The sequence below is a fragment of the Propioniciclava tarda genome, assembly GCF_900182665.1.
GTDB classification, from domain to species: Bacteria; Actinomycetota; Actinomycetes; order Propionibacteriales; family Propionibacteriaceae; genus Propioniciclava; species Propioniciclava tarda.
The window spans coordinates 74654-99702 of the sequence record NZ_FXTL01000001.1; the positions used below are offsets into that span (position 1 = coordinate 74654).

The window sequence follows — 25049 nt, forward strand, 5'->3', positions numbered from 1 at the left end:
GCTCCGTGGATCAGAGTGCCGAGCGGTGGGGTCCGGATGCGGTTCGGTCGGACGAATAACCAAGTCGCATTCATCTCGCGGGCTCGGGCAGCTAGCCCACCATGAGGCGCGCATAGAGGCGCTGCGCGGCAGCGAGGTCGGCGAGGGCGACCGACTCGTTCGCCGCGTGGGCGGCGGCCAGGTCGCCCGGTCCCAGGATGATCACGTCCCGGACGCCGTGGCCGCGGCCCGCTCGCCGCAGGACGGTGCCGTCGGTGGTTCCCGCGAAGACGCCCGTGCGGGGATCGAGACCCTCGGCGTCCAGGGCCGACAGGGCATCCGAGATGAGACGGGACGTCGGCGGCGTCCGCCAGCCTTCGCGTCGGTCGACGATGTCGACGTCGGCGGCGAGGGCCAGCCGATCGAGGATGGCCGAGAGGCGGCGCCAGACGTCGTCGGGGTCGTGGTCGGGGGTGAGGCGGGCGTCGACGGTGAGGGTGCAGGAGTCCGGGACGACGCACGGCTCGGCGCCCGCCGCGATCGCCAGTGGACGCCAGAAGCTGGGGCCGCCCGTTGGACGGTGGGCGCCAGGCTCGCCCGTGGACACCGCAGTACCGGTAGCCGACTCGGGCCGAGTCCCCGAGGGTGGTCTGAGTGCTTGACCTTCCGGATTTCCGGAAGGTTCAGCACTCAGATCGTTCGGGTCTGCGGTCACCGTCCCCCGATCGGTTGGGTGGGGTGTGCCCGCCTTCTGATCGCCCCGCTCGGGAGAGCCCGTCCACCCCAGTGGGGACGCCGTGAGGTCTTCGGCGGCGAGGGCGTCGATCAGGCGGGCGGCGGTCTGGATGGGGTTTGGCGCGGAGGCGTCCGAGCCGTGGGCCGTGGTCCCTGACAAGGTGATGCGCGCCCAGGTACGCCCGCGTCCGGCGGTGCAGAGGCGCAGGCTCGTGGGCTCGCAGACGACCACGTCGGCGTCCCGGTCGAGCAGGGGGTGGCCGGCGACGGCCTTGGAGCCGAGCATGAGGTCCTCCTCGTCGGCGGTCAGGACGAGGATGACGTCCGCCGGCGGCGTCCGGCCCGAGCGCGCGAGATCGAGCGCCGCGCAGACGAACGCCGAGACCCCGCCCTTCATGTCGGCGGACCCGCGCCCGTGGAGGCGTCCATCCCGGACCTCTCCTGAGAACGGTTCGGACGCCCACCGCAGGCGCTCGGCGTCCGGGACGGGGACGACGTCGAGGTGGCCGGTGAAGATGCGCGCCCGAGCGGCCGGGTCGGCGCCCGGCAGGACGGCGATGAGCGTCTCGCGGTCGCCGTCGACCCCGACGCGGGTGACCTGCAGTCCGGCGTCCGCGAGTAGGGGAGCGAGCAGGTCGGACGCCAACCGCTCGCGTCCGGGTGGGTTCACGGTCGGCAGTTGGACGAGCTGGGCGGCGAGGCTGGCGACGTTGATCACGCGTCCATGATGGCCCTCCACCGGTTGCGGCCTGCCTCTAGGCCCAATTCGCGTTGGGTCGTCGGCGTTCACGGTCCCTGTGGCCGCTGACGCGCCGGGTACTGGACCCGGCGGCGAAGGCGTCCGGCGTCGTGATCGGCGCCCGCAGTTCGGCGCCCACGATCGACCAGGGCCGCACGAGATGAACGCGTAGGGTGCGCCTGATCGAGGCGCTGGGCGGACCCGAGGTGCGGGTCGTCCACCTGGTCGGCGGCGGCTCGCGGAACGAGCTGCTCTGCCAGTTGACAGCGGACGCCTGCGGGCTGCCGGTCGTTGCCGGACCCGTGGAAGCGTCCGCGCAGGGCAACGTGGTCGTGCAGGCACGGGCGATGGGCGCCGTCTCGGGTGACCTGACCGCGCTGCGGAGGCTCATCGCGAGGGGGAGCGAACTGAAACGATACAATCCGACGGGAAGCCGTACGGTGTGGGCAGCGGCCGAAGCGCGACTGGCGTGACGGCGTCCCGTCACGAAATTGGCTCTAGCCTAAACGGACGAAATCGGGCACGATAACAACATAAAACAAAGCAAACCGACGAGGAGCCGGACATGAACCAGATTCCCGCCACCCAGCATGCGATCCAGTACGTGGGCAAGGACCAAATCGTCCACAACAAGACCAAGCCGGTCGACCCGGTTGGCCCCACGCAGATCCTGCTGAAGACGGAGGCGTGCGGCATCTGCTTCTCCGACACCAAGCTCCTGCACCAGTTCGACGTGCACCCCCGCAAGGTCGACGTCATCGCCGGCCTGACGCCGGCCGAACTGGCCGAGATCCCGAGCTACAAGCCCAACGCCGAGCCGACCGTCCCGGGCCACGAGCCCGTGCTGCGCGTCGTGGCCGTGGGCGACAAGGTCACGCACTACAAGGTCGGCGACCGCGTGCTGGTCCAGGCCGACTGGAAGCACATGAAGACCCCCACCTCGAACGGCTCGTTCGGCTACGCCTTCGAGGGCGCGCTGCAGGAGTACGTGGTGGTCGACGAGCGCATCGTGTGGCGCGACGGCGAGGACTTCCTGATCCGCGTCTCCGAGGGCCCGACCGCCGCGCAGGTCGGCCTGATCGAGCCGTGGGCGACCGTCGAGAACGCGTACGCGTGGAAGGAGCGCCAGCACCGCTTGGCTGGCGGCTCGCTGCTCGTCGTCGCGGACGCCGGCGCGTCCGTGTCGTCGCTGGCCGACGGACCCGCGGCCGGGTCCGTGGTGCTGGTCGGGACGGACGCCGCGGCCGTCGGCGTCCAGGGCGTTGAGTCGTCCCTGGCCGACGTGACCGGACACTTCGACGACATCGTCTACTTCGGCTCGGACGCCGAGACGATCGAGGCGCTCGCCAACCTGCTGGGCACCCAGGGCATCCTCAACGTGGTGCTCGGCGGCGGCACGATCGGACGCAAGGTGACGGTCGATGTGGGCCGTGTCCACTACGACTACACGCGGTACATCGGCACCGCGGGCAACGACGCGGAGGCGTCCTACGCGATGATCCCGCCGAGCACCGAGGTGCGCTCCGGCGACAAGATGCTCGTGATCGGCGCCGCCGGACCCATGGGCCTCATGCACACGATGCGCGCGGTCGTCCTCGGCCTCGACGCGCTGTCGGTCGACTGCTCGGACGTCTCCGACGACCGCCTCGCGCACCTCGCCGAGGTCGTCCAGCCCGTGGCCGACACCAAGGGCGTCGCGGTCAAGTTCGTCAACAGCGCGTCCCAGGCGCTCGAGGGCGGCTACACCTACGTGACCTGCATGGTGCCGTCCGCGGCGCTGCTGTCGGGCGGCATCGACCTGTGCGGTTCCGACGCCACCGTGAACCTGTTCGCCGGCCTGCCCATCGGGTCATACGGCGAGGTCGACTACCAAGGCATGATCGATCGGCGCATCTTCCTGGCGGGCACGTCCGGCTCGGACATCGCCGACATGGAGACCGTGCTCCGCAAGGTCGAGCGCGGCGACTACGACAACTCGATCTCCCTGGACGCCGTGTGCGGCATGGCCGGCTTCGCCGACGCCATCCAGGCCGTCATGGACCGCACGTCCGGCGGCAAGATCATCGTCTACCCCGCGCTGCACGATCTGGGCCTGGTGCGCCTGGTCGACATGCCCGAGAAGCTGCCGTCCGTGGCGGCGCACCTCGACAATGGCGTGTGGACGTCGGAGGCCGAGAAGGCGCTGTTGGCGCTGGCCTGATGGTGGACGCCGCAGGCGCGGCCGGGCCACTGGTCCGGCCGCGCTCTGCCGGTTTGGGTGCGAATCGCCCTGGTGTGCGTCGAGCGCGCGGGCTGCTCACCCGAACCCACGGCGGGGCGGTCTCGACCTCGGTGCAAGACGTTGCTGACGCGGCAGGCGTCCCGGGCGGCCGAGAAGGACGTGATCGCCCAAGCCGCCGCCGAACTCGTCCGCGACGGCGACCGCATCATGATCGAGGCGGGCACGACGACCGCGGGAATCGTCCGGCACCTCGGACGCCGCCGCGGCGTCCAGATCGTCACGAACTCGACGCTGGTGTTCGCCCACGCCCGCCACAACGCGGGGATCACCGTGATCATGACCGGGGGAACATTCCACCGGCCGAGCGAGTCGCTGGTCGGGCCGGTCGCTCTGCGCGCGATCAGGGATTTCAACGTTCGGCTCGCCTTCGTCGGCACCGACGGGTTCACCCCGCAGCGCGGCCTGACCACACAATTCGCCGAGGGCGCCGAGGTGATCGCCGCCATGAGCGGACAGGCCGATGAGGCCTGGCTCGTCACGGACGCGTCCAAGTTCGGGCGGTCCGGGGTTCGTGCGCGTGCTCGATCTGGGCGACCTCGCCGGCATCATCACCGACACCACGCTTCCGGACGCCGCCGCCGAGTCCCTGCGGAGCGAGTCCCGGGCCGAGCTGCGGCTCGTCTAGCCGCGAGGGTGCGCTCGGCGACTCTCGACGGGGCTTCGACGACCTCAGCCATCGTGTAGGTCCCCGGGTCTGTTGTAGTTCTTCGACAAGCACAGCCATCGTCAAGGCCTCTGCCCAAGGTCAAGGTGCGGCATCTCGAAGCTCGCTGAGCCTGACGCGGCGCTTCGGGCGCTCAACCATTCGAAAGCTCCCTGAGTTTGCTCGCTGAGACTGATGACGCGGACCTCCCGACCCGCTAGGCCGATTGCGAAATCAATACGAAGGTGATTCGAGAGCGGCACCCAGTCACGCAGGGGGTTCGGCATCCGAAGGCGCCACTGGGGATGCCGCGTCCGGACTGAGTGCTCAGGGTCTCGAGGCGCTCGGACTGGGTGCTCAGGCTCCCGGAAATCCGGGAGGTTCGGCACCCAGTGGATCCAGCGAAGCGCCATCCGCGGCGTCCCCCCGCGCGCGCGGCCTCGCCGCCAGCAAGGGAATCAACCTGGACGCGCCGTCGGCGCCGGCCTGGATCGTGGACGCGATCCACGAGCGCGTGCTGCCGCTGCCGGGCCACGTGCCGACGTCCAACCAGACCGAAGGCGACCTGGCCCGGAGGTCGCGGCTGGGGGTCTGACCTGGGGGCTGGGCGGCGTGTCGACGTCGTGGGGCGTTGCCGCGGGCGGTTGGCGGACGCCTAGGTCTCAGCAGCAGCCGGCAGACCCGGGCTCGGGCAGGTCGAGGAAAGCCTTGACGCCGGCGAGGGCCTCTGGACGAACCGTCCAGTGCACCCAGCGTCCGCGCTGCTCGCGGGAAACCAGCCCTGCGTCGTGCAGCTTGCGCAGGTGGAACGACAACGTCGGCTGGGTGATGCCCAGGGCTTCGGGAAGGTGGCATGCACAGGCGGTGCCGCCGTCCGACTGGGCCAGGTAGCGCAGGAGCCGCACCCGGTTCGGATCGCCGAGCGCGCGGAAGACGTCGGCCAGGTCGGACGCCTCCTGCACCGGCAGCAGGTCGCAGTCCGCGCCCGGGCAGCAGACGTCGGCCGAAGTGGCCACGGGGAGGGCGCCCAAGCTCGTCATGCCGCCTGACACTACCCGCCATATCGATGATGGTCTATCTACAATCGCGCTGAGCCCGTCGGAGCCGCGTGCGAGGGCTTCGACAAGCTCAGCCAACGAGGGCTTGGACAAGCTCTGCGCCATGCCAGCCACCCGGCGATTTCTGGTTCTCGCTGCCCTCGTTGCCTTGCTCGCACGCTCGTCCCGGCATCCGCGCGTGCGGATGACCCTGGTCCCAAGGCCGACGGCCGGACCAGGGCGAAGACCACCGTCACCGAGACCGAGACGGCCCGCGTCAGCGCGTTCGACGTCGGCAACCTCGCGATCCCCGGTGGCTTCAGCGTGCCACTGCGCGGTCAGCTCGTGGACCCACAACCTGGACGCCGTCCGCACGTCCCCGGAGATCCTGCTGCTGGTACCGGGCTTCGGGCACAGCTACGCCAACCGCACGCTGTCGGCGGCCAAGCGCGACGAGCGCACGTCTGCGACAAGGGCTGCCCGGACGCCGCCGCCCACGAGAAGCTGCTGACGGACGCCGCCGTCGACTGGCTCGGCGCCACGATCCTCGGCAAGCCCATGACGCTGCCGCTCAAGCCCCTGGACGCCCTGCCGACGTCCGCCTACGGCGTCCCGGTCCGGACCCTGGCGCTGTCCAATGCAGGGCCTGGACGCGTCCAGCTCCTCGCCGGGACGCCCGTGGAGGCGTCCGCGCTCGCCCCCTCGACCACCGCCAAGACCGAGGTCTGCCAGGTGGCCGAGCCGATGGCGCCGACCGAGGGCAAGAAGGTCTGCGACATCAACGACATCGGCGACTTCGCCGCGTACTCGATCCCGCTGCGTCGCATCACGTTCGCGCGGTTCAGTCGCTGACCTACACCCTGGCCAACGTCACCGGCCCGGCCGGGATCGCCCTACACCTGGGGCCCGGCCTCGATCAGAAGGCGGGCGTGGTCTACCTGCGCGCGCTCGACTTCGTGCCGCCCGCGTCGCCCGCGCCGGCCACACAGCCGAGCGCCGCGGCGTCCGGCACCCCCAGCGCGGACGCGACACCGCCCCCGCCGGCGGCTGCCAGCGGGGGCGGTGCGGGACTGTCGTGGTGGTGGCTCGGGGGCCTGGCCGCGATCGCCGTGATCGGCGCGGTCGTGGCCCTACGTCGCCGCCACTAGGGGATCAGGCGTCGAGATCGGCCTCGATGAGGGCGGCGATCTTCTCGACGGCCTCTTCGTTGTCGGACTCCACGGTGACCGCGGCGCCCTTCTCGGCGCCGAGGGTCATGATGAGCAGCGACGAGCCGGCGTCCACCGGATCCTCGCCAGCGATCGACAACAGGATCTCGTCGTCGAACTCCTGAGCGGCCTCGGCGATGAGCGATGCCGGACGCGCGTGCAGTCCGACGGAGGATCCGACGATGACGGTCTTGCTGGCCATGGGCTGTTCTCCTTCAGTGGGATGGATGCTGCATTGTTCGACGACCAATTCCTGTCGCCAAGTCTCTCGCGCGAGTCAAGGGAACCGACGGCGTCCGATCGCTGGACGCCGACGCCCGCTCAGCTCAGGGCCCGGACCCGCGCCTGCTCCGGGTGGGCGTCCTCGCGGCGGGGGAGCGTGCTGCCGGGCAGCCCCGCCGCCGCCGAGCCATAGGCGACCGCGGACGCCAGGCAGGCGTCCGGCGCCGCCCCGCGGACCTCGGCCAGGATGAACCCGGCCACCGACGAGTCACCAGCGCCGACCGTGCTCTTCACGTCGACCTTCGGCGCCGTCGAGTACCAAGCCCCGGACGCGTTGACGAGCACCGCCCCCGCGCCGCCGAGCGTCACCATGACGTTCGCGATACCGCGGCGCTGCAGCGTGCGGGCGGCCGCGACGATGGCGTCCAGGTCGCCGGCCTTGGCGGACGCCTCGAAGGCGGCCGCGTCCCCTCCGGTCAGCTGCGCCAGCTCGTCGCTGTTGGGCTTGATGAGATCGAAGGACGCCTCCGGTAGCGCGTCCAGGACGGCGTCCAGGGCGGCGTCCGAGGTGTCGATCGCGATCTTGCAGCCGAAGGGCTTGATCCGGCGGATCAGCGTCGCGTACCAATCGTCCGGAGCGCCGGGCGGCAGCGAGCCGGACAACACCACCCAGGCAGCCTCATCGCGGGTGTAGCCGCTGTCGGGCCATCGGGGGACGTTCGCGCACAGCTGCACGAGCTTGTCCGAGGCAGCGGCGAGGTCGTCCGCTGACAGAACCGGGCCGGGTTCGTTGATCTTGGTGGTGGTGCCGTCGGGCTCGGTGATCGTGGTGTTGGTGCGCGGCCGATGCGCCGCCTTCCCGGAGCCCACGAGCATGTTCTCGTTCATGCGCTCGTCCAGCATGGCGCTGTAGCCCTCGTTCTCGAACGGCAGGGCCGCGACCGTCAAGATCCCGGACGCCGACGTGACGATCGCGACGTTCACGCCCTTGCCGGCCGCCTGTTCGATGACGGACGCCGCGCGCTGCACCTCGCCGCGCTCCAGGGGGCCCTCGAGGACGACCGTCCGGTCAATGCTCGGGTTCGCGGTGAAGGTGACGATCATGCGAGAACAACCTCGATTCCGTGATCGACGAGGGATTGGTGGGTTTCCGGGTCGAGCCCGCGGTCGGTGACGAGGACGTCGACGTCGCCCGGCTTGGCGAAGCTGACGAGGTAGTCCGAGCCGAACTTGGACGAGTCAGCGAGCATGAAGACCTGGCGGGCCGAGGCCACCATCGCGCGCTTCACGTCGCCCTCCGCCGGATCGGGCGTGGAGAACCCGTGGCTAGGGGTGAAGCCGTTGGTGCCCACGAACGCGACGTCGACGCGCAGGCTGCGCAGGGCGTCCACGGTCGACGACCCCACGGCGGCCTGCGTGACGCCGCGGACGCGTCCGCCGATGATCTGCACATTCGTCCGGTTGCGGGCCGAGACGGCCGCCGCGGTGTGCAGGCAGTTGGTGACGGCGGTCGTGATGCGTCCGGGGGGCAGCAGATCGGCGACGCGTCCGACGGTGGTGCCGGCGTCCAGCAGGACCGTGAGGTCGCCGCTGTCGGGCAGCAGGGCGACGGCCGCCTCGGCGATGCGCTGCTTCTCGGACGCCTTCTCGGACTCGCGCACCGAGACGCCCAACTCGACCAGCCGGACCTTCTCGACGGGAACGGCGCCGCCGTGGACGCGGGTCAGCAGCCCGCGGCGGGCGAGGGAATCGAGGTCGCGGCGGATCGTCTCCGAGGTGACATCGAAGCGCTCGGCCAGCTCCGCCACGGACACGCGTCCGTGTTTGCGCGCCAGGCTCGCGATCGCCTGATGTCGTTCTTCGGCGTACATGCCGCTCATTGAGTCCTTCAGGTTGGGGCCCAGACCCGGATCCGTGGTGGAATCCCACGCCCGATCTTGTCTGATTTGACACAAACGGATGTGGATATCTCTTGGTTTACACCAGGCTATTGACCGTCCGCAACAAGCCCTGCGAAATTGAGGCCACACTGAGACGCACAAGCGCAGAAAATCCCACAACGAAGAGGGGCATGATGGCCGATCCCACGCTGACCGTGACCGGAACCGGGGTCGTCCCGGGCTTCGCCTACGCTCCCGCCGCCTGGACGCGCGCCCGCCCTGTGCCCCCCGCAGACAACCGCTCGATCGCCGAGGACGACCGTCCCGCCGAGGGTGAGCGCTTCAAGAACGCCTCGCTCGCGGTCGGCGCCCGGCTGTCCGAGCGAGCGTCGCACGCCAGCGGCGTCGCCGCCGAGGTGCTCGCCGCGACCGCCAACCTGGCCACCGACCGCGGCTGGCAGCGCGCGACGATCAAGTTGATCAACGCCGGCTCGTCCGCCGAGGCCGCGACGACGGCGTCCACCGAGCAGTTCTGCGAGATGTTCCTCAAGGTCGGCGGGCTGATGGCCGAGCGCGTCACCGACCTGCGCGACGTCCGCGACCGCGTCATCGCCGAGATGATGGGCCTGCCCGAGCCGGGCGTCCCCACGCCGGACGCCCCCGTGATCCTGCTGGCCGACGACCTCGCGCCCGCCGACACCGCCGGGCTCGATCCCGCGCTGATCCGCGGCATCGCGACGCGCCTCGGCGGCCCCACCAGCCACACCTCGATCATCGCCCGACAGTTGGGCATCCCCTGCGTCGTCGCCGCCGCGGCGCTGCGCGACATCCCGGACGCCACCCCGATCCTGATCGACGGCACGAGGGGCACGCTCGAGGCCGGCGTCCCCGTGGCCGAGGCCGAGGCGAAGGTCACCGCGGACGCCGCCCGTCGCGAGGCCATCCGCACCTGGCGGGGTCCGGCGCAGACGAAGGACGGCGTCCTCGTCGACGTGCTGGCCAACGTCCAGGACGGCGCCGGCGCCGCGCGCGCCGCCGCCACCTCCGAGGCCGGCGGCGTCGGGCTCTTCCGCACCGAGCTCTGCTTCCTCTCGGCGCAGACCGAGCCGTCCGTGGCCGAGCAGGCGCGCATCTACGGCGAGGTGTTCTCGGCGTTCCCGGGCAAGAAGGTCGTCGTCCGCACGCTGGACGCCGGCTCCGACAAGCCCGTCCCGTTCGCCAAGCACGAGCACGAGGAGAACCCGGCGCTCGGCGTCCGCGGTATTCGCCTGTGGCTCACCAACGAGGGCCTCATCGAGCGCCAGCTGGACGCCATCGCGGCGGCCGGCGAGGACAACGGCGTCGAGCGCCCCTGGGTCATGGCGCCGATGATCGCCACGGTCGACGAGGCGCGGCGCTTCGCCGCCCTGTGTGCGGAGCGTGACCTCAAGCCGGGGATCATGGTCGAGGTGCCGTCCGTGGCGCTGCTGGCCGACGAGTTCCTGGCCGAGGTCGAGTTCTTCTCGATCGGCACCAACGACCTCACGCAGTACGCGATGGCCGCCGACCGGATGTCCTCGCCCTTGGCGACGCTGACCGATCCGTGGCAGCCGGCGGTCCTGCGGCTGATCAAGATGACGGCCGATGCCGGACGCCGCGCGGGCAAGCCCGTCGGGGTCTGCGGCGAGGCGGCGGCGGATCCGTTCCTCGCGTGCATCCTGCTCGGCATGGGAGTCACGTCGCTGTCGATGGCGGCCAGCGCGGTCGCCGCGGTCGGCGTCCAGTTGGAGTCGGTGACGCTCGAGCAGTGCCAGGAGGCGTCCGCCGAGGTGCTGGCCATGTCGACGGCAGCCGAGACCAAGGCCCTCGCCCAGGAGCTGCTGAGTTAGCCCCAGGAGCGCAAACGCTCACCGTCGCGGCGTTTTCTCACCTCTGAGCGTGAGCGAATCCCGCCAGGGTGAGCGTTTGGCGGTGGCGGGCGTCTCGGGCGGCCGGCGTCCGGCGGGTTGGGTCCGGGGCGTCCGCGGGTCGGTTTAGGATGGTTGGGAACGCCGTAGCGCGGACCGTTTCACAGCCCCCGGAGAGTCACCCATGCCACCCCGCCACCCGAGCAGAACGACGGGCATCCTCGTCGCGTCCTGCCTGATGGTCACGGTGCTGGGCGCCCTCGGAGCCCAGGGTTCGGTGAGCGGCGCGGTGGCTTCGACCAGCGCCCCGGGGCCGGGAACGAGCGGCGGCGCCGCGTCCGTCGGGCCCACCGCGGCGCGTCCCACGTCGCTGCTGTCGCCGCTTCCGGATGCCGTCGGCTCGCCCTCGACCATCACGATCCCGGCCACCAATCTCGCGGCCAGCTCGTCCGCCTCGGCCAGCCCTGACGCGCCGGCGGCGTCCGAGACGACGACCCCCGCGGTCGTGGACCCGGTGGCCCCCGCGGCACCGGCCGCACCTGCCGCGCCGGCCGCACCGGCACCCCCAGCCCCGGCTCCCGCACAGGCGGGGGACGCGCAGGCGTGGGCGTCCGCGCCGTATTCGATCACGTCCGGGCCGAATACGACCAAGCGGGTGGTGCTGTCGTACGACGACTGCCCGAAGTCGCTGGCGTCCTTCAAGGCGACGCTGCTGAGCGCCGAACAGCAAGGGATCGCGCTGGTGCTGTTCCCGATCGGGACGTGCGTGAAGGCCGGCCAGTTCGACGTCGACTTCGCGCGGGCGCACGGTCACTACGTCTTCAACCACTCGGCGTTCCACCGCAAGTTCGGCACGCTGTCGCCGTCCCAGCTGGACGAGGAGTTGGGTCCGAAGGGCGTCCAGACCGCGTGGGGGCGGTCGCCCTACGGGCAGCTCAGCCCCGAGATCCGGGCGGCCTACGCGCGGGCGGGGATGCGGATCTGGCTGTGGTCGGTCGACACGCTCGACTGGTCACACAACCCGGCCCAAGCCGTCGTGGTGCAGCGGGCGGTGGCCGGCGCCGGACCGTCCGGCACGATCCTCATGCACATGCAGCACAACGCGTTCAACCCGGACGCGATCGCCCAGATCAAGGCTGGCCTCGCCGCCAAGGGCCTCGAGGTGTGCCGCAATCAGGGCCCGACCGAGGCCGGGTCCCGCGCGATCAACTGCTGATTCAGCCTCAGGACGCCGCGTCGATCTCGGCGTGCAGCGCGGCCTTGCGCTCGGCCGAGGCGAACGAGCCTGCGATCGAGTTGTGCGCCAGCCGGATCGCCTGGGCGTCCGTCATGCCGGCGACGCGCATGGCGAGGAAGTTGTCGCCCACGTAACCGCCGAAGTAGGCCGGATCGTCGGAGTTGATCATGACCTTCACGCCGCGCTCGAGGAGGCCGAGCAACGGGTGGTGCTCCAGATCCGGGACGCCCTTCAGCGCCACGTTCGACAGCGGGCAGACCGTGAGGGCGATGTCGGACGCGGCGAGGCGTCCGATCAGCTCTTCGTCCTCGGCCGCACGGACGCCGTGGTCGATGCGATCGACGCCGAGGGTGTCGAGGGCCGTCCAGATGAAGGACGCCGGACCCTCCTCACCGGCGTGCGCGACACGCTTGAAGCCGTCGCGTCCGGCGCGGGTGAAGACGTCCGTGAAGAGCTCCGGCGGGAACGGGCGCTCGGCCGAGTCGAGCCCAATGCCGATGAACGAGTCGCGGTGGGCGAGCACCTGGTCGTAGATCGCGTGGGCGCTCTCGACCGGCTGGTCGCGCAGGATGCACGCGATGATGCCGCCGGTGATGCCGTGGTCGCGTTCGGCGTCCGCGACGGCCTGGGTGAGGCCGGCCAGCATCTCCTCGAACCGGACGCCGCGTCCGACGTGCGCCTGCGGGTCGCAGAAGATCTCGGCGTGCTTGACGCCCTGCGCGGCGGCGGTCGCGTAGTAGCGCGACGCCATCAGGTGGAAGTCGTCGGCCGTCAGCAGCGTCGCCATGGCCGAGTAGTAGAGGTCGAGGAACTCCTGCAGGTCGCGGAAGCTGTACGCCGCGCGCAGGGCGTCCTCGTCGGGGTACGGCAGCCGGACGCCGTTGGCGTCCGCCAACTCCATGACGGTCTCGGGCTCCAATGTGCCCTCGATGTGCAGGTGAAGTTCGGCCTTCGGCAGCCGGAACAGGTCGATCGCCATCAATGCTCCTTATGCAGTTCTCGCCAGCATAGGACCCACCGGCTCCCGAGGTGAGCGGACCGGATCGTCCCCATTCGCCAAAACCGGACGCGCCGCTGGCTCTGACGTCCCGACTCTGAACCTGACAAAGGTGCCCGCAACGATCGAAGCCGGCCAGTTGCTCACGCTTCCCCAGCGAGTACGTGGTCGTCCGCCCCGGACGCAGCCCGCTGCTGACGTTCGAAGCCAAGGCGAAGTCGGGCATCGGCGCCGGCCCCCGTTCTGCGTCCGCGTCGAGGAGCAACTACTCCAGCTCCGTCCCTCACGGTCTCCTGTCGGCCCGGCTCCACCTCGGACGCCGTCGCGCGTCTCTCCGCATCGCCGCCGGTTCGTCGACACCTCAGTCACGAAGCCGGACGCCTTCTGTCGCGGACGCCGCCCGGCTAGGTTTCTGTCCATGACCGATCGCCGCGAGGACGCCCGTCGCCGTGAAGAGATGGCCGCCGCCGCGCGGCGGCTGGAGGCCGACGAGGCCCAGGCGATCATCGATGCGTTTGTTGCCGAAGCCGGACGCCGCCAGTTGGCGTCCGAGCCCCTCAAGGCCACGACGTACTCGGGCCAGACCGTGAAGACTGACCGGCGCGGCTGGTACCTCAACCGTCGCCGCAGCCTCGCGATCGGCGACGACGGTGCCTACCTGCGGCTGGTCATCCCCGATGTGGGCACCTTTGCCCGCTTCACGGGCGTCAAGATCACCCCGGAGCTGCCTCCCCTGATGGTGGCCGCCAACGGTAAGGACGGCGAGGGCGGCGCGCTGACGTGGTTCATCGAGCGTGTTCTCGCCGGGCACCAGGACGGGTGAGCCTGCTCGGGCCTTAAACGGCACCGGAGGACTGCGGTCGATGCCGGCAGTCCCCCAGGCAAGGCCTACGGTAACGCAGGCGACCCCTGTTTGTCGCCCGTTTCGGAGCACGACTTCTGACGATTCGTGTTGCTTTCAGTGGGCGACGATCCCCGCGTCGAACGCGACCAGGACCAGCCCGACCCGATCGCGGCACTGCAGCTTGGACAGGAGGCGTCCGATGTGGGTCTTGACCGTGCCCTCGGCCATGTAGAGGCCCTTGGCGATCTCGGCGTTCGTGTCGCCGGCGGCGATGCGCTCCAGCACCTCGCGCTCGCGGTCGGTCAGCAGCGCCAGGCGGGCGTCCTGCTCGCCGGTGGTGGCCCGCAGCGTCGGACGCACGTGGTCGAGTAGGCGCCTCGTCGTCGACGGCGCCATCACGGCGTCCCCGGCGGCCACGGTGCGGATCGCGTTGAGCAGGTCCCCCGGACGCGCGTCCTTCAACAAGAACCCGGACGCCCCCGCCTTGAGCGCCGCGAACGCGTACTCGTCCAGGTCGAAGGTGGTGAGCACGAGCACCCGCGTGCCGAGCCCCAAGTTGACGATCTGCCGGGTGGCCTCGACGCCGTCCATGACCGGCATGCGGATGTCCATGAGCACCACGTCGCACGGACGCGCCTTCAGCGCCGCCACCGCGGCCGCCCCATCGGCGGCCTCGCCGACGACGACCAGGTCGTCCTCGGCCTCGATCAGCATCCGGAAGCCGCTGCGCACGAGCGCCTGATCGTCGGCCAGGAACACGCTGATGGTCATGGTCTCTCCTCTTCTCGCAGGGTGGCGTTGACCGGAATTTCGGCCCGGACGCGGAAGCCGTCGGCGTCCAACCTCGGACCCGCCGTCAGGACGCCGCCCATCGCGGCGACCCGCTCGCGCATGCCGCGGAGTCCGTTGCCGCCGGGCTCGGACGCCGTCGCGCCGGGGCGTCCATCGTCGGTGATCTCGACGACCACCCGGGTGGACTCGTAGGCCAGGTCGACGCGGGCGTGGGCGTCGGGACCGGTGTGCTTGAGCACGTTGGTGAGGGCTTCCTGCACGACCCGGTACACGGTCAACTCGAGCGCCGGGGACAGGCCGGACGGCGTCCCGCTCGTCACCAGCGTGACCCGATCGGACGTCCGCTGGACGAGTTCGGCGAGCCCCGCCAGCGTCGGCGCGGGCGCCAGATCGGCGCCGTCCGTCGCCCCTCGCAGGACGCCGACGATCCGGCGCATCTCGGTGAGCGACTCGCGTCCGACCCCGGCGATCGTGTCGAGGGCCTGGGCGGCGGCGTCCGGATTCTTCCGGGCAGACGCCCGGCCGCCCTCGGCCTGGACGATCATGATCGCCAGGCTGTGGGCCACGACGTCGTGCAGTTCGCGGGCGATCTGGGCACGCGTGGACGCCTCCGCGAGCCGCGCCTGCTGCTCGCGTTCACGCGCCGCCCGGGCGAAGCGTTCCCGCTCGCCCTCCCGCTCGCGTTCGCGCGCGTCCTCGCCTTCGGCGCCGCGGCGTCCGATGACGTACGGTGTCGCGACCGCGCCGAAGCAGAGGCACGCGAACGTGAAGAACAGCATGTCGCCGCGGGCGGGCTGGTCGAGGTAGCCGCCGCGGTCCAGGAACCAGCGGTAGGGGCCGACGAACGACCCGATGGCGCCGATGATCAGCACCGAACGCGTGATGAGTCCGGGCACCCAGCGGGCCACGGCGTACGCGACGATCGGCACGGCGACCAGGGAGAACGTCGGACGGTTCATCGTGGACAGGTGCGCGATCGAGAACACCGTCACCAGTCCCAGCGTCAGCAGCGGCGAGTGGCGGCGCAGCACCAGCGAGCCGAGCATGGCCAGGCAGACGAACAGCTCCCACGGCGTCCGCGGGTAGTAGGGGTAGCCGAGCACCAGATTGGACGCCAACTGTCCGATGATGCCGGTGGCGGCCAGTGTCACGTCGACCACCCAGTCGCGCCGCGTCGCGCCGGGTGGGTAGAGGACCTCTTTGAACTGCATGGCGCGTCCAGACTAGGCGGCTGGGGCGTCCGGGGCATCGGAGCGCGGTCGCTGCGGGGGCAGGCCGCGGTCCGGTCAGCGGGTGATCTCGGCCTGGGGGTGGCGTCAATAGCACGTTGGCACACCCCGAGGGGTACGCGAACGCGCTGTTACGGCGAAGGGCGTCCGATCAGCGGCCCCAGAAGCCCAGCATGAACTCGGCGATGACGGTCGCCAGCAGGAAGGCCGCCGTGATGGCGACCAGGCCGACCGGGATGATCTTCCAGGTCGCCGAGGCGGGCAGGTTGGGGCTCGCTTCGTTGCGAGGGAACATGATTGAACGCAAGTGCATGAAAACACGGCAAGTTTGAGCTTCAGTTGAGCTGAACCCAAGAGATTGTCACGTCCGACGAGGCTGCGGCGTGAGGGCTGTTTGAAGGAAGAACCGTGGCTCCAGCCGCCGCGCGCGTTCGAGGCGTCCGGGTGGGCACGACGGGTTGCCGCGCTCATGGACGAGCAGAGAGACCGGGTCGGGCCCGGCGGGACGCGGATCACGGGCGACGGCGTCCGATCAGCCAAGCGGCGAGGCCGCTGGCGATCAGCGCTCCGCCGACCGCGATCGGGACGGCGTAGGCGCCGAAGCCGGACGCCGCCGGCGCCGGCGGGTCCGTGGTGGCGACAGGTGTGGGCGTCCCGACCGGCGTACTTGTTACCACGGGCGCGGCTGACGGCGTGAGGCCGACGGTGCTGCCAGCGACACCGAGGGCGACCGCGACCTCGTCGGCCAGCGCCGGCGTTGCTGCGGCCGTGCCTCCGCAGAGGTTCGCGGACCAGGGCGCGACGACCTTCCCCATCTCCGCGCTGGATACCGTCGCGAACACGATCAGTTCGTCGCCGACGGCGATGCCCTCCAGGCCGCAGGACGCCCCCGAGGCTGCCGCTTGGACGTGCAGCACGGCGTCCGTCGGGCCCTTCCAGACCTTGAACGTCGACAGCACATAGACCACCGGATCGCCCGAGGACGAGCCGACCGCCGCGCGGTCGATCGCTGTCACCGTGGCGCGCGCGATCAGGTCGGCTCGCCCGACGTGATCCTTGACCGTCCCCATCGCGCAGCTACAGGCGGACGCGGGCAGCGCCGACGTCACCAGCAGCGCCAGGGCCGCGATCAGCAGAACGAGTGCGCGTCGCGCGGGTCCGATGCGACGGTGGGGGCGGCGTCCGATCATGCGATGAACAACGCAGTCGGACGCCGAAACGTTGCGTCCGCCTGGGTCGCCAGATCTAGGACGCGCCCCCGGCTCCTCGATGTCGGCCGCAGGCCCGTACCGGTGCGTCGGGCACCCGCTGGGGAGAAGCCTGGACACCGGGGCCGCTAGTCTGCGGCCATGCGTGCCGTGACGACCGTCCAGATCGCCCTGGTCGGGCTGCTCTTCGTGGCCGCCGAGGTGCTGCGGCGCGAGCGACGCCAGCACACTGACGTCTGGGCGTCCGTGACCGATCATCTCTGATCGACCCTGACGCTCAACGCAGCGCGTAGAACCAGCTGCCCTCGTGATCGCGTGCGACCGTCTCCTCTGACTGGACAGTCAGCCGGCCACGGTGAGTGCGTCTCCGAGGAGAGCTTGCAGCCGGACGCCCACCCCGTCATCGTGCGCCACCCGCGCCTGCGGCCGGTCGCGTTCGGCGTCCGTCGTGGTGCCCAGCCAGACCCACACGTCCGGACGCGGCAGCGACGCGACGAACTCGACCCGCGTCACACCCGGTCGGCCCATGCGGCGATCGCGGTCGGCCGAAGGCAGACGAGGGCAGACCAGCGCGGGTCGCTCACGTGGGCTCGACCAGCCAATCGCCGCGGCGCAGCACCGCCCGGACGTTCCAGTCGGCGTCCAACGCGACCGCGTCGGCCCAGTGACCGGCGGCCAGCGAACCGACGTCCGACAAGCCTAGATACGCCGCCGGATTGACCGTCAGGGCCCGGACGGCCGTCGTCCAGTCGACCCCGGACGCGATCGCGTGCCGCAGGGCGGCGTCCAGGGTGAGGGTCGAGCCGGCGATGGTGTCCTGCCCGGCGATCCGGGCCACGCCGCAGCAGACCTCGACCGGCAGGTCGCCGAGTTGGTAGTCGCCGTCGGCGCAGCCCGCGGCTGCCATGGCGTCCGTGATCAGGACGGCCCGCCCGGGCTGCCCGGCCACGACGTACCGAACCAGATCCAGATCCACGTGGACGCCGTCGCAGATGAGCTCAAGCCAGACGCGGTCGTCGTCGAGCAGCGCCAGGATCGGTCCCGGCGCCCGGTGCAGCAGCGGCGGCATCGCGTTGAACAGGTGCGTCGCGCCCCGAGCTCCTCGGGCGATCGCCTCGCGGACGACCTCGTACGACGCATCCGTGTGTCCGACGGCGGCCACGATCCCGCGCCCGGCGACCAGCGCGACGGCGTCCAGGCCACCATCCAGCTCGGGCGCGATCGTGACCATCACGACGGTGCCGTCTGCGGCGTCCAAGAGTGTGGCAATGTCGGACGCCATCGGCGCGCGCAGCGCCGCCGCGGGGTGAGCACCCTTGCGGGCGGGGGATAGCCAGGGGCCTTCGAGGTGGATACCGATGAGTTCTCCGGCCTTTACCAGGGGGGACAGCTCACGGATTTGCCCCTGCAAAACGTCCAGCGACTGGCTCACCAGTGACGCGACCGTGCTGGTCGTACCGTGCCTGCGGTGGAGCGCCAGCACCGCCTCGGCATCGCCCGAAAACGACGCACCGCCGCCGCCGTGGCAGTGCGCGTCCACGAATCCTGGGACGATCGTGCAGTCGTCCAGGGCGACGTCGAAGGGGGCGTCGGGCAGCACCTCGGCGATCCTTGGGCCGTCGGTGACCAACACGCCGCCCTCGACCACCGAGGTGCCGGTGAAGACGCGCCTGGCTCGGATCGCCAGGCTCATCGGGCGTATGCCTGCCAGTGGGGCTTGTTGTCGAAGGTCTCGCGGTAGTAGCCCGCAAGCGTGAGTCCGGCTGCGGCGGCCTCGTCGATGACGATGGTCGCGTGCGGGTGCCATTGCAGCACCGAACCGGGGACCATCGCCGTGATCGGTCCCTCGATCAGAGCCGCTACCGCGTCTGCCTTGGCCTCGCCCTGCGCCACGAGTACGCACGCGCGGGCGTCCATGATCGTTCCGAGTCCCTGGGTGAGGCAGTGCCGCGGCACGTCGTCGAGGGTCGGGAAGAAGCGGGCGTTGTCCTCGCGGGTGCGAGCGGTGAGGGTCTTGATGCGCGTCCGGGACGCCAGCGAGCTGGTCGGCTCGTTGAAGCCGATGTGCCCGTTGGAACCGACGCCGAGGATCTGGACGTCCACGCCACCGGCGGTCTTGATCGCCGCCTCGTAGTCGGACGCCGCGGCCGCGATGTCGGCCGCCATCCCGTTGGGCACGTGGACGCGCGCCGGGTCGAGGCCCAGCGGACGCGTCACGGTGCGGTCGATCACCGAGTGGTACGACTCGGGATGCTCGTACGGCAGGCCCACATACTCGTCCAGCGCGAAGGCCGACACCTCGCCCAGCGCGAGCCGTCCGGACGCCGCCAGCGCTGCGAGTTCGGCGTACAGAGCCAGCGGCGACGAGCCGGTGGCGACGCCCAAGACGGCGCGCGGACCGGCGTCCCTCAGCACTCGGGCGACCTTCGCGGCGGCCACGCGGGCGACCTCGTCGGGCGTCGCGCAGATCACGACCTCCATGGGTTCTCCTCCGTTCGGTCCCGGACGCGGCCGGCGCTAAGACGCCTGCTGCTGAGCCTGATCGGCCAGCACGCGCAGCAGCGGCGCGTAGTGGTCGGTGATAGCAGCACGGTAGCCGTCCAGGTCGCCGGCCTGCGCGGTGCGCAGCATCGCGCCGTGGGCCGCGGCGGTTTCGGCGAGATCGCGACGGTTGACCATGCCGAGGCTCGGCGCCGTGGACTTGTGGATGTCCCAGAACGCGGCGACGAGTTCGGCGTAGAGGCGGTTGTCGAGGCGTCCGGCGAGATCGAGGTGGAACGCCCGGTCGTCGGCGAGGAAGCGTTCGTTGCGGGCCGCGGACGCCTCCATGCCGGCCACGTAGGCGTGCAGTTGGCCGCCGTCCGTGCCGGACAGGCTCTCGACGACCCGGGGGGCGAGGGCGAAGTCGAGGCCCATCCGCACCTCGACGACCTCGCGGAGCGAGTCGAAGCTGTCGCCAGGGCTCAGGATGCCGCGGAACACCATCGCCTCGACCAGCGGACGCAGCGACATGCCGCCGACGAAGGTGCCGGTGCCGTGGCGGACTTGAAGAATGTCGAGCGCGACGAGCGTCCGGACGGCCTCGCGGACCGACGACCGCGAGACGTCCAGGGTGTCCATCAGTTCCGACTCGGTCGGCATCGGATCGCCGGGGGTGAGGCGACGGTCCAGGATCAGCTTCTTGATCGCGGCGACCGTGGTGCGGTCGCGGTCGGAGCTCGCCATCGGCCCATCCTCCTGTTTTGGTGCTGCAGGTGTTGCCCTAAGCGTGGGGGCTGTGCCTATACTGGCACAACATCAGACATCAGACGTCCGATCTCAGGAGGAAGTCCACATGACCGATTCACTCACCACCTCACGCCGTGGCTTCCTGAAGCTGGTCGGCGTCATGGGGGTGGCGTCCGCGTTCGCGGGCACCCTCTCCGCTTGCGGCACCAAGCCCGGCGACCGAACCACGACTGGCGGTGGAGCGGCCAATGCGGCGGGCACCATCACGGCCGCCATCTCGTACGAGCTGGGGACCAACGGGTTCGATCCCATGACGACGTCGGCCGCCCTGACGCTGGCCGCCAACTGGCACACCATGGAGGGTCTCACCGAGATCCTGCCCAGCGGCAACCGAGACGTGTACGCCGCGCTCGGCAAGGACCTGCCCAAGAAGATCGACGACACCACCTACGAGGTCACCTTGCGCGACGGCGCCGTCTTCCACAACGGCTCGCCCGTGACCACGGACGACGTCGTCTACAGCTTCACCCGCGTGATGGACCCGGCCAGCAAGTCGCTGTACGCGCAGTTCATCACCTTCATCTCGGCCGTGGAGAAGAAGGACGACAAGACCGTCACCATCAAGCTGAAGTACCCCTTCTCGCTCGTCGCCGAGCGCATCTCGGTCGTCAAGATCGTCCCGAAGGCGGCCGCGACCGCGGACGCCAAGGCCTTCGACGCCAACCCCGTCGGCACCGGCCCCTGGAAGATGACCGACAACTCGGCCACGTCCAAGCAGATCGTCTTCGAGAAGAACACGGCCTACACGGGGCCGCGTCCGGCCAAGGCCGCGAAGATGACCTGGAAGGTCATGCCCGACGACGCCACGCGCATGAACGCGTTGACGTCCAAGGCCGTCCAGGCCATGGATCTCGTACCGGACCTGTCCATCGAGACCCTCAAGGCGTCCGCTGCCGTCGAACAGGCCCAGGGCTTCGCGCTGCTGTTCGCGATGTTCAACTGCGGCTCCGCGCCGTTCAACAACGTCAAGAACCGACAGGCGTTCCTCTACGCCATCGACATGGAGAAGGTCGTCAAGACCGCCTACCTGGGCAACGCGACCCCGGCCACGTGCTTCGTCCAGGACACGCACCCGGCCTACAAGAAGGCCAAGACGGTCTACGCCTTCGATCAGGCCAAGGCCAAGGCGCTGTTCGCCGAGACCGGGCTGACCAAAATCCGGCTGCTGTGCACCGACCACGCTTGGGTCAAGAAGGCCACGCCGATCATCAAGGAGTCGCTCGAGGCCGCCGGCCTGTCCGTCGAGTTCGCCGAGAAGAAGTCGGCCGACGTCTACAACACGATCGACGGCAAGCCCGAGGCCTACGACGCCGTCATCGCTCCCGGCGACCCGTCGGTCTTCGGTTCGGACGCCGACCTGCTGATGCGCTGGTGGTACACCAACGACGTCTGGACCGACAAGCGCATGCACTGGAAGGGCCAGCCCGCCTGCACCGAGGTCGCCACCAAGTTGGACGCCGCCGCGAAGCAGCCCGCCGACGCCCAGAAGACCACGTGGGGCGAGGTCTTCGACCTGCTGTCCGCCGAGGTCCCGCTGTACCCGCTGTTCCACCGCAAGTCCACGACGGGCTACGACAAGACCACCCTGGTCGACTTCAAGCCGATCGCGCTGACCGGCCTGTCGTTCGTCGACGTCGGTAGCACCAAGTAGGCGCAGCAGGGCGGACGCCGACGGCGTCCGCCCTGCACCCGCCACGCCTGCGGCCCCCGCCGAACCCCCTGGGCCTGTCGAGGACTCGGTCCCTTCGACAGGCTCAGGGATCGGAACTCGACTCTGGGTTCGGACGTCGACTCTGGGATCGGCAGGTGGCTGAGCCTGTAGGCCCGACAGGCTCAGGGAACCAGCGCCGAGTCCGGACCTTGGCTGAGCCTTCTGGTCCCCTGTTCTTGTTGAATCGTCCACCCGGAGGAACCCGTGACTACCTTGCTGCGTCTCATCGGACGCCGACTCGTGGCCTTTCCGATCATGGTGCTCGGGGTGACGTTTCTCGTCTTCTTCGTGATGTCGTTCTCGCCCGCCGACCCGGCGCGGCTCGCGCTCGGTGAGTCGGCGTCCACCGAAGCCTTGCAGCAGTACCGCATCGACTACGGGCTCGATCAGCCGCTGCTCATCCGTTACGGGCTGTTCCTCGCAGGGTTGGTAAGGGGCGATCTGGGCACGAGTGCCGGCAACGTGCCTGTCACCGAGTTCGTCGCGAAGGCGTTCCCGATCACGCTGCAGTTGACGTTCGTCGGCCTGCTGATCGCGGTGGTGTTGTCGGTCACCCTCGGCGTCATCGCCGCCCTGTTCCGGGACCGTTGGCCCGATCAGCTGATCCGGGTGCTGTCGATCGCATCGCTGGCGACGCCGTCGTTCTGGCTGGCGATCCTGTTGATCCAGTGGCTGTCGACCGTGCCGGGCGGCGCCGGTCTCTACCCGGCTGTCGTCTCCCAATGGGTGCCGTTCGCCGAGGACCCGGGCATCTACATCAACAACATCACCCTGCCGGCGCTGGCCTTGGCGATCCCGGTCTCGGGCTCGCTCACCCGAGTCGTCCGGACGTCGATGGTCGAAGAGCTCGACCGCGACTACGTGCGGACGGCGATCGGCGCGGGCATCCCGAAGCACATCGTCATCGCCCGCAACGTGCTGCGGAACGCGCTGATCACCCCGATCACCGTGCTTGGACTGCGGGTCGGCTACCTGATGGGTGGCGCGGTGATCATCGAGATCATCTTCAACATCCAGGCCATGGGCCAGCTGATCCTCGACGGCGTGACCCGCAACGACGTGTACCTCGTCCAGGGCGTGACGCTGACGGTCGCCATCGCCTTCATCATCATCAACATCATCGTGGACCTGCTGTACGTCCTCGTGAACCCGCGGATCAGGACGGTCTGACATGCGTCGCACCCTGACAGAACGCCTCTCCGAGCCGGGACTGCGCCTCCGCGCCCTGCCGCTGTCGTCCAAGATCGCCCTCGGCGTCCTGGCGCTCGTGGTGCTGCTGGCCATCTTCGCGCCGCTCATCGCTCGGTTCGATCCGCTGGCATCCGGGACGCCGGCGCTGCCGCCGGACGGCGTCCACTGGTTCGGAACCGACATCATCGGACGCGACATCTTCGCCCGCGTCGCCTTCGGCACCCGGTCCTCGCTGGTGATCGGCCTGTGCGCGACGTTGGTCGCGTTGGCGGCGGCCGCGGTGCTCGGCTCGATCGCCGCGACCGCCGGCAAGGCGGTCTCCGAGGTGCTGATGCGCGTCCTCGACATCGTCATGAGCTTCCCGGGTATCGCGCTGGCGGCGGTGTTCGTCGCGGTGGCCGGGTCGTCGATTCCGGTGCTGATCTTCGCGATCGCGTTCCTGTACACCCCGCAGCTGACCCGGGTCGTCCGGGCGAACGTGCTGGCCCAGTTCGGTGAGGACTACGTCTCCGCGACCCGCGTCATAGGCGCCGGGACGGCCCGCATCCTGATCAAGCACGTCGCCCGCAACTGCCTGGCGCCGATCCTGGTCTTCGCGACCGTGCTCGTCGCGGACGCGATCGTCTTCGAGGCGTCCCTGTCGTTCATCAACGCCGGCGTGAAGCCGCCCGAGCCGTCCTGGGGCAACGTGCTGGCAGACGGCAAGCAGCTGCTGCTGATCGGCGGCTGGTGGGCGACGTTCTTCCCGGGCCTGGCGATCCTGATCACGGTGCTGTCGCTGAACATCTTGTCCGAGGGCATGACGGACGCCCTCGTGTCGCCGAAACTGCGCCGCAAGGTCAAGCTGGACGACCCTGTCGAGGCGTCCGTGATCGCCGTCGCGCCCGCCTTGGCGGCCAAGCTCGACATCGCTGAGGTTCCGCTGGCGGATCGTCTGGACGCCCTCGCTCGCGCCGAATCAGCGCGGGGCGGACGCCTCGTCTACTCCGGCGACGCCGCGCCGCTGCTCGAGGTCAAGAACCTGTCGATCCGCTTCCCGGACGCCCACGGCGACGTCGATGTGGTTGACCACGTGTCGTTCTCGGTTCGTCCGGGCGAGACGATGGGACTGGTCGGTGAGTCGGGCTGCGGCAAGTCGATCACGTCGATGGCGATCATGGGGCTGCTGCCGAAGACGGCGGTGCTGTCGGGGGAGATCCTGTTCGAGGGCACCGACCTGTTGAAGCTCTCGCCGAAGGAGCACAACGAGCTGCGCGGCCACGAGATCGCGATGATCTACCAGGATGCCTTGAGCTCGCTGAACCCGTCGATGTTGATCAAGGCGCAGCTGAAGCAGCTGACCTCGCGCGGCGGTCAGCGGACGGCCGAGGACCTGCTCGAGTTGGTGGGGCTCGACCCCGTCCGGACGTTGGCGTCCTACCCGCACGAGCTGTCCGGCGGGCAGCGGCAGCGGGTGCTGATCGCCATGGCGCTGACCCGTAACCCGAAGCTGGTCATCGCTGACGAGCCGACGACGGCGCTGGACGTCACCGTGCAGGCCCAGGTCATCGACCTGCTCAACGGCCTGCGCGAGAAACTCGGCTTCGCGATGGTGTTCGTGTCGCACGACCTGGCGTTGGTCGCCCAGGTCGCCCACCGGATCACCGTCATGTACGCCGGCCAGGTCGTCGAGACCGGCCCCACGGCCGAGATCCTGACCGATCCCCGACATGAGTACACCCGCGGGCTGCTGGGCGCGGTGCTGTCGATCGAGTCCAACAACGGACGCCTCCACCAGGTGCCCGGTGTCGTCCCGTCGCCGCGGGAGTTCGTTGCCGGTGACCGGTTCGCCCCGCGCTCGTCGAACCCGACGGTCGGGCTCGATGTGCGTCCTGAGATGGTCACCGTGCCGGGAACCGAGCACGCCTGGGCCCGTCACCTCGAACGCGTGAAGGAGGCCTGA

At 70.0% G+C, this 25049-nt stretch carries 26 protein-coding genes; 12 read left to right on the top strand and 14 right to left on the bottom strand.

Annotation, left to right across the window (positions count from 1 at the left end; genetic code table 11):
• Positions 1-91 precede the first annotated feature (91 nt).
• Positions 92-1432: a M20 family metallopeptidase gene (locus FN821_RS00350; RefSeq protein ID WP_165489168.1), complete on the bottom strand. Its 1341-nt coding sequence runs from the start codon at positions 1430-1432 to the stop codon at positions 92-94.
• Positions 1433-1626: 194 nt separating this feature from the next.
• On the opposite strand from FN821_RS00350, the gene FN821_RS00355 reads away from it, so the two are divergent.
• From FN821_RS00355 to FN821_RS00365, 3 genes are all read left to right on the top strand, one after another.
• Positions 1627-1926 carry an FGGY-family carbohydrate kinase gene (locus FN821_RS00355; protein ID WP_131170573.1) on the top strand — a complete coding sequence of 100 codons (300 nt, stop codon included), beginning with the start codon at positions 1627-1629 and terminating at the stop codon, positions 1924-1926.
• 92 nt (positions 1927-2018) lie between these two features.
• The gene (locus FN821_RS00360; protein WP_131170574.1) at positions 2019-3653 is read left to right on the top strand and encodes an alcohol dehydrogenase catalytic domain-containing protein; all 1635 of its coding nucleotides are present in this window, start codon (positions 2019-2021) and stop codon (positions 3651-3653) included.
• Between the two features lie 141 nt (positions 3654-3794).
• Positions 3795-4418, top strand: coding sequence for a DeoR/GlpR family DNA-binding transcription regulator (locus FN821_RS00365; protein ID WP_165489169.1), 624 nt, complete (start codon positions 3795-3797; stop codon positions 4416-4418).
• A gap of 621 nt (positions 4419-5039) precedes the next feature.
• Here FN821_RS00365 and FN821_RS00370 read toward each other — a convergent pair.
• On the bottom strand, positions 5040-5417 hold the full coding sequence (locus tag FN821_RS00370; protein ID WP_131170576.1) for an ArsR/SmtB family transcription factor: 378 nt from the start codon (positions 5415-5417) through the stop codon (positions 5040-5042).
• A 342-nt stretch (positions 5418-5759) separates the two neighbouring features.
• Between FN821_RS00370 and FN821_RS00375 the strand changes: the two genes are divergently transcribed.
• Entirely contained in the window at positions 5760-6266 is a 507-nt protein-coding gene (locus FN821_RS00375; RefSeq protein ID WP_131170577.1) for a hypothetical protein, read from the top strand.
• A gap of 77 nt (positions 6267-6343) precedes the next feature.
• Positions 6344-6562, top strand: a complete 219-nt coding sequence (locus FN821_RS00380) for a hypothetical protein (protein ID WP_131170578.1) — start codon at positions 6344-6346, stop codon at positions 6560-6562.
• Between the two features lie 4 nt (positions 6563-6566).
• Here FN821_RS00380 and FN821_RS00385 read toward each other — a convergent pair whose 3' ends face one another.
• The 3 genes from FN821_RS00385 to FN821_RS00395 all read right to left on the bottom strand — a co-directional run bounded on the left by FN821_RS00385 (position 6567) and on the right by FN821_RS00395 (position 8724).
• On the bottom strand, positions 6567-6824 hold the full coding sequence (locus FN821_RS00385) for an HPr family phosphocarrier protein (RefSeq protein WP_131170579.1): 258 nt from the start codon (positions 6822-6824) through the stop codon (positions 6567-6569).
• Between the two features lie 119 nt (positions 6825-6943).
• Positions 6944-7948, bottom strand: a complete 1005-nt coding sequence (locus tag FN821_RS00390) for a 1-phosphofructokinase family hexose kinase (protein WP_131170580.1) — start codon at positions 7946-7948, stop codon at positions 6944-6946.
• On the bottom strand, positions 7945-8724 hold the full coding sequence (locus FN821_RS00395; RefSeq protein WP_241660032.1) for a DeoR/GlpR family DNA-binding transcription regulator: 780 nt from the start codon (positions 8722-8724) through the stop codon (positions 7945-7947). The genes FN821_RS00390 and FN821_RS00395 overlap by 4 nt, the downstream gene beginning before the upstream one ends.
• Positions 8725-8918: 194 nt before the next feature.
• Between FN821_RS00395 and ptsP the strand changes: the two genes are divergently transcribed.
• Both ptsP and FN821_RS00405 read left to right on the top strand, forming a co-directional pair.
• Positions 8919-10592 (top strand): phosphoenolpyruvate--protein phosphotransferase, encoded by a 1674-nt coding sequence (ptsP, locus tag FN821_RS00400; protein WP_131170582.1) that lies wholly within the window; start codon positions 8919-8921, stop codon positions 10590-10592.
• Positions 10593-10794: 202 nt separating this feature from the next.
• Positions 10795-11826, top strand: a complete 1032-nt coding sequence (locus tag FN821_RS00405; protein ID WP_131170583.1) for a polysaccharide deacetylase family protein — start codon at positions 10795-10797, stop codon at positions 11824-11826.
• Positions 11827-11833: 7 nt separating this feature from the next.
• Here FN821_RS00405 and FN821_RS00410 read toward each other — a convergent pair whose 3' ends face one another.
• Positions 11834-12826 (bottom strand): adenosine deaminase, encoded by a 993-nt coding sequence (locus FN821_RS00410; protein WP_131170584.1) that lies wholly within the window; start codon positions 12824-12826, stop codon positions 11834-11836.
• A 436-nt stretch (positions 12827-13262) separates the two neighbouring features.
• Between FN821_RS00410 and FN821_RS00415 the strand changes: the two genes are divergently transcribed.
• Positions 13263-13667, top strand: coding sequence for a hypothetical protein (locus tag FN821_RS00415; protein WP_131170585.1), 405 nt, complete (start codon positions 13263-13265; stop codon positions 13665-13667).
• Positions 13668-13802: 135 nt separating this feature from the next.
• Here FN821_RS00415 and FN821_RS00420 read toward each other — a convergent pair whose 3' ends face one another.
• The 4 genes from FN821_RS00420 to FN821_RS00430 form a co-directional block, all read right to left on the bottom strand.
• Complete coding sequence (locus FN821_RS00420; RefSeq protein WP_131170586.1) at positions 13803-14459, bottom strand: response regulator; 657 nt, start codon at positions 14457-14459, stop codon at positions 13803-13805.
• Entirely contained in the window at positions 14456-15691 is a 1236-nt protein-coding gene (locus FN821_RS00425; RefSeq protein ID WP_131170587.1) for a sensor histidine kinase, read from the bottom strand. Before FN821_RS00425 ends, FN821_RS00420 begins: the two co-directional genes overlap by 4 nt.
• 169 nt (positions 15692-15860) lie before the next feature.
• Positions 15861-16022: a hypothetical protein gene (locus FN821_RS14080; protein ID WP_165489162.1), complete on the bottom strand. Its 162-nt coding sequence runs from the start codon at positions 16020-16022 to the stop codon at positions 15861-15863.
• Between the two features lie 199 nt (positions 16023-16221).
• The gene (locus FN821_RS00430) at positions 16222-16899 is read right to left on the bottom strand and encodes a hypothetical protein (protein WP_131170588.1); all 678 of its coding nucleotides are present in this window, start codon (positions 16897-16899) and stop codon (positions 16222-16224) included.
• A gap of 159 nt (positions 16900-17058) precedes the next feature.
• Between FN821_RS00430 and FN821_RS14830 the strand changes: the two genes are divergently transcribed.
• On the top strand, positions 17059-17181 hold the full coding sequence (locus tag FN821_RS14830) for a hypothetical protein (RefSeq protein WP_277751001.1): 123 nt from the start codon (positions 17059-17061) through the stop codon (positions 17179-17181).
• A 78-nt stretch (positions 17182-17259) separates the two neighbouring features.
• On the opposite strand, the gene FN821_RS00435 is transcribed toward FN821_RS14830, so the two are convergent.
• From FN821_RS00435 to FN821_RS00450, 4 genes are read right to left on the bottom strand one after another with little or no spacing between them, the layout of a single operon-like run.
• On the bottom strand, positions 17260-17445 hold the full coding sequence (locus FN821_RS00435) for a hypothetical protein (RefSeq protein WP_131170589.1): 186 nt from the start codon (positions 17443-17445) through the stop codon (positions 17260-17262).
• Between the two features lie 52 nt (positions 17446-17497).
• On the bottom strand, positions 17498-18610 hold the full coding sequence (nagA, locus tag FN821_RS00440; RefSeq protein ID WP_131170590.1) for an N-acetylglucosamine-6-phosphate deacetylase: 1113 nt from the start codon (positions 18608-18610) through the stop codon (positions 17498-17500).
• On the bottom strand, positions 18607-19398 hold the full coding sequence (gene nagB / locus FN821_RS00445) for a glucosamine-6-phosphate deaminase (RefSeq protein WP_131170591.1): 792 nt from the start codon (positions 19396-19398) through the stop codon (positions 18607-18609). The genes nagA and nagB overlap by 4 nt, the downstream gene beginning before the upstream one ends.
• A gap of 36 nt (positions 19399-19434) precedes the next feature.
• The gene (locus tag FN821_RS00450; protein ID WP_131170592.1) at positions 19435-20142 is read right to left on the bottom strand and encodes a FadR/GntR family transcriptional regulator; all 708 of its coding nucleotides are present in this window, start codon (positions 20140-20142) and stop codon (positions 19435-19437) included.
• 109 nt (positions 20143-20251) lie between these two features.
• Between FN821_RS00450 and FN821_RS00455 the strand changes: the two genes are divergently transcribed.
• From FN821_RS00455 to FN821_RS00465, 3 genes are all read left to right on the top strand, one after another.
• The gene (locus FN821_RS00455) at positions 20252-21856 is read left to right on the top strand and encodes an ABC transporter substrate-binding protein (RefSeq protein WP_131170593.1); all 1605 of its coding nucleotides are present in this window, start codon (positions 20252-20254) and stop codon (positions 21854-21856) included.
• A gap of 264 nt (positions 21857-22120) precedes the next feature.
• Complete coding sequence (locus FN821_RS00460) at positions 22121-23086, top strand: ABC transporter permease (protein WP_131170594.1); 966 nt, start codon at positions 22121-22123, stop codon at positions 23084-23086.
• A 1-nt stretch (position 23087) separates the two neighbouring features.
• Positions 23088-25049 (top strand): dipeptide/oligopeptide/nickel ABC transporter permease/ATP-binding protein, encoded by a 1962-nt coding sequence (locus tag FN821_RS00465; protein ID WP_131170595.1) that lies wholly within the window; start codon positions 23088-23090, stop codon positions 25047-25049.

Coding starts and splice junctions, on each gene's coding strand:
- FN821_RS00360 (WP_131170574.1), top strand. CDS start 2,019: ATGAACCAGATTCCCGCCACCCAGCATGCGATCCAGTACGTGGGCAAG.
- FN821_RS00370 (WP_131170576.1), bottom strand. CDS start 5,417: ATGACGAGCTTGGGCGCCCTCCCCGTGGCCACTTCGGCCGACGTCTGC.
- FN821_RS00385 (WP_131170579.1), bottom strand. CDS start 6,824: ATGGCCAGCAAGACCGTCATCGTCGGATCCTCCGTCGGACTGCACGCG.
- FN821_RS00390 (WP_131170580.1), bottom strand. CDS start 7,948: ATGATCGTCACCTTCACCGCGAACCCGAGCATTGACCGGACGGTCGTC.
- FN821_RS00395 (WP_241660032.1), bottom strand. CDS start 8,724: ATGAGCGGCATGTACGCCGAAGAACGACATCAGGCGATCGCGAGCCTG.
- ptsP (WP_131170582.1), top strand. CDS start 8,919: ATGGCCGATCCCACGCTGACCGTGACCGGAACCGGGGTCGTCCCGGGC.
- FN821_RS00405 (WP_131170583.1), top strand. CDS start 10,795: ATGCCACCCCGCCACCCGAGCAGAACGACGGGCATCCTCGTCGCGTCC.
- FN821_RS00410 (WP_131170584.1), bottom strand. CDS start 12,826: ATGGCGATCGACCTGTTCCGGCTGCCGAAGGCCGAACTTCACCTGCAC.
- FN821_RS00415 (WP_131170585.1), top strand. CDS start 13,263: ATGACCGATCGCCGCGAGGACGCCCGTCGCCGTGAAGAGATGGCCGCC.
- FN821_RS00420 (WP_131170586.1), bottom strand. CDS start 14,459: ATGACCATCAGCGTGTTCCTGGCCGACGATCAGGCGCTCGTGCGCAGC.
- FN821_RS00425 (WP_131170587.1), bottom strand. CDS start 15,691: ATGCAGTTCAAAGAGGTCCTCTACCCACCCGGCGCGACGCGGCGCGAC.
- FN821_RS14080 (WP_165489162.1), bottom strand. CDS start 16,022: ATGCACTTGCGTTCAATCATGTTCCCTCGCAACGAAGCGAGCCCCAAC.
- FN821_RS00430 (WP_131170588.1), bottom strand. CDS start 16,899: ATGATCGGACGCCGCCCCCACCGTCGCATCGGACCCGCGCGACGCGCA.
- FN821_RS14830 (WP_277751001.1), top strand. CDS start 17,059: ATGCGTGCCGTGACGACCGTCCAGATCGCCCTGGTCGGGCTGCTCTTC.
- FN821_RS00435 (WP_131170589.1), bottom strand. CDS start 17,445: ATGGGCCGACCGGGTGTGACGCGGGTCGAGTTCGTCGCGTCGCTGCCG.
- nagA (WP_131170590.1), bottom strand. CDS start 18,610: ATGAGCCTGGCGATCCGAGCCAGGCGCGTCTTCACCGGCACCTCGGTG.
- nagB (WP_131170591.1), bottom strand. CDS start 19,398: ATGGAGGTCGTGATCTGCGCGACGCCCGACGAGGTCGCCCGCGTGGCC.
- FN821_RS00450 (WP_131170592.1), bottom strand. CDS start 20,142: ATGGCGAGCTCCGACCGCGACCGCACCACGGTCGCCGCGATCAAGAAG.
- FN821_RS00455 (WP_131170593.1), top strand. CDS start 20,252: ATGACCGATTCACTCACCACCTCACGCCGTGGCTTCCTGAAGCTGGTC.
- FN821_RS00465 (WP_131170595.1), top strand. CDS start 23,088: ATGCGTCGCACCCTGACAGAACGCCTCTCCGAGCCGGGACTGCGCCTC.